The sequence below is a fragment of the Escherichia sp. WS1450 genome (genome assembly GCF_046487395.1).
GTDB lineage: Bacteria > Pseudomonadota > Gammaproteobacteria > Enterobacterales > Enterobacteriaceae > Escherichia > Escherichia coli.
Genome location: NZ_JBJQJO010000056.1, coordinates 1 through 7,733, shown reverse-complemented (window position 1 = coordinate 7,733; position 7,733 = coordinate 1). Strand labels below are relative to the sequence as shown.

At 55.4% G+C, this 7,733-nt stretch carries 9 protein-coding genes; all 9 read right to left on the bottom strand.

All coding sequences use genetic code 11. The annotated features are described in order from the left end of the window. Window positions 1-353, bottom strand: a 353-nt coding sequence (locus ACJHYR_RS26450; RefSeq protein ID WP_410233180.1) for a phage GP46 family protein, incomplete at its 3' end; no start/stop codon positions are given. Next, window positions 353-901, bottom strand: a complete 549-nt coding sequence (locus ACJHYR_RS26445; protein WP_016240460.1) for a phage baseplate assembly protein V — start codon at window positions 899-901, stop codon at window positions 353-355. The genes ACJHYR_RS26445 and ACJHYR_RS26450, both read right to left, overlap by 1 nt. Then, window positions 901-1,980 (bottom strand): phage baseplate assembly protein, encoded by a 1,080-nt coding sequence (locus tag ACJHYR_RS26440; protein ID WP_000999527.1) that lies wholly within the window; start codon window positions 1,978-1,980, stop codon window positions 901-903. Before ACJHYR_RS26440 ends, ACJHYR_RS26445 begins: the two co-directional genes overlap by 1 nt. Beyond that, window positions 1,977-3,305 (bottom strand): DNA circularization protein, encoded by a 1,329-nt coding sequence (locus ACJHYR_RS26435; RefSeq protein WP_016240458.1) that lies wholly within the window; start codon window positions 3,303-3,305, stop codon window positions 1,977-1,979. Before ACJHYR_RS26435 ends, ACJHYR_RS26440 begins: the two co-directional genes overlap by 4 nt. A gap of 60 nt (window positions 3,306-3,365) precedes the next feature. Next, a complete protein-coding gene (locus ACJHYR_RS26430) occupies window positions 3,366-5,201 on the bottom strand; it encodes a phage tail tape measure protein (RefSeq protein ID WP_086669697.1) in 1,836 nt (611 codons plus the stop codon). A gap of 141 nt (window positions 5,202-5,342) precedes the next feature. Next, window positions 5,343-5,612, bottom strand: coding sequence for a phage tail assembly protein (locus ACJHYR_RS26425; protein WP_000661050.1), 270 nt, complete (start codon window positions 5,610-5,612; stop codon window positions 5,343-5,345). Next, window positions 5,612-5,968: a phage tail tube protein gene (locus ACJHYR_RS26420; protein WP_000090997.1), complete on the bottom strand. Its 357-nt coding sequence runs from the start codon at window positions 5,966-5,968 to the stop codon at window positions 5,612-5,614. The genes ACJHYR_RS26425 and ACJHYR_RS26420 overlap by 1 nt, the downstream gene beginning before the upstream one ends. After that, on the bottom strand, window positions 5,968-7,461 hold the full coding sequence (locus ACJHYR_RS26415; RefSeq protein WP_016240456.1) for a phage tail sheath subtilisin-like domain-containing protein: 1,494 nt from the start codon (window positions 7,459-7,461) through the stop codon (window positions 5,968-5,970). The genes ACJHYR_RS26420 and ACJHYR_RS26415 overlap by 1 nt, the downstream gene beginning before the upstream one ends. Beyond that, on the bottom strand, window positions 7,448-7,615 hold the full coding sequence (locus ACJHYR_RS26410; RefSeq protein ID WP_000497749.1) for a DUF2635 domain-containing protein: 168 nt from the start codon (window positions 7,613-7,615) through the stop codon (window positions 7,448-7,450). Before ACJHYR_RS26410 ends, ACJHYR_RS26415 begins: the two co-directional genes overlap by 14 nt. Window positions 7,616-7,733: the final 118 nt, after the last annotated feature.

Sequence of the window (7,733 nt, the reverse complement as noted above, 5' to 3'; positions counted from 1 at the left end):
AGAGTGATACTGTTACCCAGTTCATTAATCCCGGTGCGGCGGATATCCAGATCAATACGGGACACCACGCCGTCATCAATCATCCATTGCAGGCATTCGCGGATATACCCCCTTACCGTCTGCACCAGCTGATTGGTCAGTTTGCTGCGCTGAAGCAGCCACAGTCGGGAGCCGTAACGGTCATTCTGTACCGCAGGCCAGGTATCCCCCCACCATCCCATCGGGACATCGGCGTTGTCATCAGGCTCCGCCCGCCGCCAGGTAAACAGGGAAATCACCACGGCGCGGGTCAGCGGATCCAGCGGTGCGCTGGCGCAGGTGCGTTTACCGTTCACCGTCAGCCACAGTTCCATCATGCCTCCATCGCTCTATCAGGTTTGTCGGTGTTACTGCCCTGACCGTTCTCTCTGTGACGATGGCCGTTATAGGCAAGCCGCATCGCTGACATGGTAGTGCCGCCGGAGTCGCACAGGTCTTTCACCTGTCCGGTCACTTCCAGGTCCATTTCAAAACGTGCTTCAGGTGCATTGCGAAACGTGATCGTTTTCCCTGCACCGTCCACCACAATCCCCTCCCGGGTCAGCGTCACGGACTGCCCCTGATCGTCATAGACCGCCACCTCACCCGTCTGCAGCCCTTTCAGGCGGTAGCGCCGGTCCGACACCGTAACAACCACCGCATGAGAACGGTCACCATCCGGAAACAACACCACCGCTTCCGCACCGCTGTTTGCCCTTGCGGTAAAACCGTAGGGTTCAAGATGTTCAACCCCGGCTTTGGGTTCACCGGCAATCAGGGACACATCCACGGTCTGACATTTCGTGGCAGCACTGATGCTTTTCACCACTGCCCGCCCAATCAGGCCGAGAAGTTGTCGCTGCATGGCTTCAATCGTCCTCATCAGAACGGGTCCTCCTGTACTCTGGCTTTTTTCTTTTTCCGCGCGCCGGGGGCTTCGGGTTCAGGCAGATAAGCATCAGGCGGGCCGACACGGATTTCCGTCAGGGTGCCGTTCTGGTCCTGAGTAAACGTGACTTCCGAGACAAGCAGTTCGGTATTGTCGAAACCACAGACCGGATCGAAGACAATCACCCGCTGGTTGGGCTGCCACAGCGTACCGTTACCCTGTCGCCAGCCCTGCACCACATAGGTGGTTTCATCCGTCCGCGCCGCCCGTTGCCGGGCTTCAAAGTCAGCACGCGCAATACAGCCTGCCCCCGTAGCCTGCCCTGTCTGCCTGATATACATCGGACGGTAACGGGCAATAAATGCGTCTTCTGTGCGGGCCCGCAGCGCGGTGGTGGTGGCCTCACCGAAATCATCGTCGTTTCCGGCACGCTGCCCCGCCACCTGGTAAACAGAAAACCGCTCCCGGATACTCTTCTCCGTATCGCAGGAAAGGATGTTTTCCCCGAGTACCAGCGCGGTATGTGCCCGCGTTGAGCCAATACCGCCAATCACCAGCCTGCCGTGCGGGTCGTCGTAAGCCAGCGCCTGCTGCTGACCGAGTATTTTGTTGATCACCTCGATCACCGTTTCACCGTGATCAGGCTGGACATCAGGAATAACACCCGACGGCGCACCGCTGTTCACCACCTCAATGCCGAAAGGCGCAGCAAGCGCCTGCGCAATCTGTACCAGCGATCGTCCGTTAAACTGTGTCGGTTCGGCTGCACAGTCAATCAGGTCAGCGGTCAGACTACGTCCGGCAATACCGGTGCTGACCGAACGGGCATCGTAACGAACGGGCGTCGCCTCCACCCAGCCAGTGATCACCAGCTCATCACCAATCAGCACTTCCACTTTTGAACCGTTTTTAATGCGCGGCTGAAGCGTGGTGATACCCTCATCTCCCGGCCACTGGCGGGTGATCTCCACACTGAAATCCCGCGCCAGTCGTTCAACACCGGCACCGATGCGCACCGATGTCCAGCCATTCCACTCCCGGCCATTTACCCGTAGCGTGACGTTATCGTTCATTGCACTGGCACCTTCAGAGGGATCACCGGCACAAAGCCGGGATGCGTAATGGCATTACGCCGGATAATGTCCCCGTCACGCGCCGCGTTATCAAACCAGGTCGCCGCCAGCACCAGCGCGGGTAAAACCTCATCCGGCGTGCGCTGAATGATCCGTGCAGACTGTTCAAGGCGCGTGTTGATATCCGCATTCAGATCTGCTTTCACCCGGCGCAGCGCCAGAAACAGCGCATCACTGGTTGTACGGGACAACTCCTTATCAATTGCCGTATTCAGTGTGTCGCGAATGTCAGTCAGTTCTTCCCACGTTGGCAGGTCAACCGTGCTTTTCACCGCCGGTGCATTGTTCAGTGCCGGATGCGTGACGGAAGGCCAGCCAGTGCTCTGCGCGGGTGTTGTTGCCTGCCCCACTGCGGCATTCTGCATCACCGCGGAAGTTGTTGGCGCAGGCAATCGGGTGACGGCATACGCCGCTTCGCTGATTGCGGTCGTACGAAGGATGCTGGCAACCACGTTACGCTGCTGTGTCGCCGTGGCGGTGGTTTTACTGTCCGTTTTCCAGACGCCGCGCGGTTGCAGATCGCTGCCAAGGCTGACACCGGAAAGCGTTTTGATCATGGTGACCAGGTCGCTGGCGTTACCATAAAGGCGTTTCCCGGTACGCCACATTTTCTGCACCTGCTCAACGAAATTTTTGCCTGACGATGGCGGCGGCAGAAGTACCGAGATATCCCCCTGCAACAGCCTGGCGGCATCCGATACGGCAGAATCCACCACTTTCATCGCATCAGAAACATACCCCAGCATTGTGCTGGCATTACCGACGACGTCGTTCTGCACAAAATCCGCCACGCCATCGATACTGAAACCTCTGAAACTGTCACTGATGCAGTCATCCAGTGCAGAACAGGATGACATCAGCGTCTGCGCCGTCGCCGCACCTGATGTGGGGTAAGAGAGTTCTCCCGCTTCGACAAACTTCAGGTCAAAGCGGACAATACGCCCTTCATTCTTCGATGTGCTGACCCGAACTTCCCCGTCAACACAGACTTTCAGCTCACCGTATGTCGGATGGACAAGCGTGCCGGGACCGGGTTTATTCAGCGCGTCAATCAGGCGATCGCGCTGGTCAAAGCAGTCATCGCCCACCACATAAGCCGTGATGGACGGGCGGAAAGTGACTTTTCCCAGATCTTCGGTATAGGGTTTGTCGCGGTTCGGATATTCGTGTGTTTCCACACGACGGCCGGTTCCCGCACTTTCTTCTTCAACCTTAAACGGCACACCGCGAAATGACGCGTCCTGAAGTCTGTCTTTCCACGTCATATAAACTCCGTACATAAAAAATCCCACCGGAGTGGGACTCATTAACAGATTAATTTTTCATTACCTGCCAAAGCGCGTATAGCCAACATCATGGCTGACATCAAAACCGCTGGATCGCGTTTCCATAACCCGCATCCCCGGAGGCGAATTCACAAAAGAGACCTTGATCTCACCATCAACTTTTGGCGCAGAAGCTTTGTTAATCATGAAGGGATTCGGGCCTGTGGCATCGGAGGCGTTGTTTGACTGAGCCGGATCCACCGCCGGATAAGGTGTGTATCCCCGCGCCGGTATTCCCGTCCCATAAGCATCATAAGCACTCGCGCCCCACTGCGCAGAGTTAATGGCATCGACCGTGTCACCGGAACTGTCGGTAAACCACTCAATAATTGGCTTCAGCTTGTCCCACATATCCTGAAACCACTTAACAACCGGTCCCCAGTTATTGATCACCATCCCCAGCGGCGACCAGGCAAAAACCTTCTTAAGAAGTTCCCAGCCAGTCTCAAAATAAGGACCAATGGTTTCCCAGAGTTTCTTAAAATAAGGTCCGACAACATCCCAGTTAGTGATAATTAATCCCGCAGCCAGGGCTATCGCCGTCGCAATCATGCCAATCGGCGTCATCGACATGATCCTGCTGACAATACTGATGGCACTGCCCACGCCCATCAATCCCAGCTTCAGAATCGCAAGACCGGCAGCAAGCCCGACGACGCCGCGAATAACCCGGGGATTTTCATCCGCAAACTTCGTGAATTTTTCCCCTAACTCCCCCAGCCATTGCGTGATATTTTTAGCGTCACCAGAAAATGCGCCGCCAATAGCTGCAAGACCGTTAGTTGCGGTCCCCGTCATTGCCTCCCACAAGTTGGACAGCGTACCAAGCTGAGCCTGAACACGTTTATTCAGGCTGGCCTGTTTATTCATCTTCTGCTGGATCTGATCGTAGCCATCCTTTCCTTTATCGATCAGGGCATTGACCACCTGAAGGGTTTCGGCATCATCACCAAATATTGCCTTAAGTACACCGGTTCGCTTAACGTCGGTCAGTTTTCGCAACTTTGCCAGTTGCCTGAACATGTTATCAAGACCGCCAAAACTTCCTTTGCCGTCAGTAAAATCGAGCTGTACCCCGAGTTTCTGGCGGGCCATGACTTTATTGACGTCCCTGATTTTCTTAACACTTAATCCGGACTGGATAACTTTTCGCAGGGCATTACCTGCCGACTCCCCGTTCATCCCCATCTGATCCATCATGACGCTGATGGGGGCAAGGCTCTGTGCAGCCTGAAGACCATCCTTGTTCACCATCTTCAGAACAGAACTGGTTTTAGTGAAGAAGGACAACATGTTGGTATCGTCAACGCCCAGATAAAACGCCTTCTGGATAGTGTCGAACAGCCCCATCATGTCTTCTGACGCCGTTCCGGTAGCATCCTGCATCTTTGCTGCAAACTCAGCAGCCGCTTCCGGTGTTTTTTTCAGTTGTACCGCAAGATAAGCTGTCGCTTTACCCACACCACCCAGAATGTTTTCTGCCGGGATCCCCTGACGCACCAGCATCTGCATCATGTTCTGGAAATCAGCCGTTGTACCAGGTAGCTGGTTACCCAGGCCAATAGCCAGTTTATTGATGTCCTGAAAGCTCTTTCCAACCTCGCCGTTCGCATCCATCATGGCGACTTTCAGCCCGGTGGCGGCGTTTTCCTGATCGGCATAAGATTTCAGGGAAAGCGTCAGACCCGCTGCCAGTCCGCCACCAAGCGCCAGCCCACCCTGTGACGCTTCTTCCGCCTGGCGTTTAAATCCCCGGATTTTCTTTTGCATTTTCGACAGCGCGGGAGAAAGCCTGTCGACACCGGTGATCAACGCCTTAAGCTCAAATTCAGCCATGTGTGCGTTTCTCCTGCTCTATCCTGTTTGCCTGACTGACCAGTAAGGGAATTTCACTGATCGGCATATTCAGCAATTCGAAAGGATTAATGCGCCAGTAGCTGGCGCAGTCAAAGAAGCGATCAGTGAGGTATTCAGCCGTCAGGCCTGGAGGAAAAAACCAGCCACAAGCCACGCCGCTGCATTCAGGTCTGCCGGAGACATCTGGTCGACAGAGCTTTGCGGCACTTTCGCCAGCCGCACAATGTATTTCGACACCACATGCGCCAGAAGTTTGACTGACTCATCCTGATTCATCTGGTAGGGATACCCCAGCTCGCGGACATCCTTCCCGGTAGGCTCATCAAACTCCAGTACGGAGAGTGTCTCGCCATGAGCAGTAATCGGTTTCTTTAACTCAAGCTCTTTCATTACTGGTAATCCCCTTCTTCACCGTGGAACTCAAGATCAACCGTACCTTCTTCGGCATTATGGTTCGCTTCGCCGTGCAGCCAGGCAGACGACAGTACATAGACCTGACCGTTCGCCAGCTCGGCAGTGATAGTCATCTCATCAGACGAGGTGATTTTGTTCACCGGAAAATTCTTCGGCACCTTGAAAGTCCCTTTGACATAAGGCGCACGGTGAGTTTCCTTGCGGTCCACTGAACCGTCCAGGCCGATGATGTCATCATTGACCGTCCTGTTCATGGGCACCTCAATGCCGCCGGTCAGCGATAGCTGTTGACCGTCAATTTTGAAATAACAGGTTCCCCCGATACGGGCCATTATGCAGACTCCTCTGAATACTGAAGACGGAACTGGTTAACCACGGCAAAGACACGCAACTGGTTAACATAGTCAGGCGGGAACAGCGTGTTCAGGCGGTTCGGATCGCTGGCATCACGCTCCACAACCAGGTACTGCTTAAACAGTTCGTAGTTTTCCACGATCCCCGCACGCTCAAGCTGACGGTAGGTTGCCAGCAGTTCCCCTTTGATCACCGCCGGGGTGACAATCGCCTGACCGGGACCAAAGCGGGTACCGTCGCTGGCAAGCTTGTGACGCCCGTACTTACTGGTAATGACGGATTTCAGTTTGCGCAGCACATACGCGCTGGTATGCAGCGTCTCGCTGTCGAGGTAGCTGTTATCCGCAACACCGTAAGCGTTTTTCCTGTACGTGGTGACATCACGCTGAATGCGCAGCACCCCGCTTTCGACATACGCCGTTGCCACGCCATGAGACAGCAGGGTCTGTTGTTCGGTCATCGTGAACCGTTTCCCCTTCGGCGCAGGCAGCATACCCACCAGCTCACCGGTCTGCGTGGGACGTGCCGGATCGTTGCGAATAAACACCGCTGCGCGGGCGGTACGGCTTGCCGCCAGCTCGTCGGCAGGCGTCTGGGTCTCTTTTTCGTATCCCGCCAGGGTAATGTGCTGCTGGTTAAACTGGTCACCTGCGGTCACCAGTTCTGACAGCGTGCCGATCTTTGCCGTATACACATGACCATACAGCTGACGCGCATAGCTCCAGCGACCGCTGGTATCGTTCATCTCGGTCACCAGCGTGTTAACGGAGGCCGTGTCGTTGAACGGCAGGCCGATATAATCAAACGGCTCATCCGCCATTGCAGCCACCGCGCCGGTGAGAACAGGAGCGCCCGTTCCGGCGGTACCCGTCGCCACGGCAATCTGTACGCCCGCTGGCAGCACTTCGCCCCCACCAAAGCCGTAGTAATTGAGGCTGACAGGAATTTCATTCCCGCAAAGCCCCTTATGACGCGCGGTCAGTGTGACCACGCCTGCCGAAGATGAGGCAGTAAACGGCAGGGTCGGAACGGCATTGATGGCATCTTTGATACTGCTGGCAATCGTCGCGACGTTATCGCCGTTGGTCACCGGTGCCTGCACGCGGGTACGTCCCACATAAACATTCACCGTGCCGGTTTCGGTTGCCGCGCCGGTCACCGTCAGCGTAACTGTTGCCGCCGCGCCCGTGGATTCAGGAACGGCAATCACATACAGTTCACCAAACGGGTCGGTCTGGCGATAAGCCTCGACCATACGCGCCAGCTGACTTCCCGCACCACAAATCTGGCGTGCATAGTCTGCCGATGGCATCAGCACCAGACTGTTGGCAACAATCTCTGCACCGTTATTGGCATGACCAATCAGCAGCGATGCTCCGCTGTCCTGTGCAGTATTCGCCGCCGAGTTATCCATTTCCGCATAAAAAATCGGAACCAGCGTATTCGACGGAATGGTGTTAAAGCTCGTCATCGGTATTCACCTTTTCATTCACGCGCCGGATATCACCCGCTGCTTCACGGCGCAGCCAGTAGTTGTTCTCATCAACATTTCGCCCCTCGGCGGGCAAAAGGTCGCCGCGGGCAGGGTCAGGAACTGACCGCCCTTTAACAGGTTTCACAAACATGAAGATTCTCAGGAAGGAAGGGTTATTTCGGTGTGATGTTCGATATCGCCGTCAGGCCCGTTACCGGGATCGAGATAATCAACATCAATCGCCAGCGTTCGCAGTTCATCCAGACTGT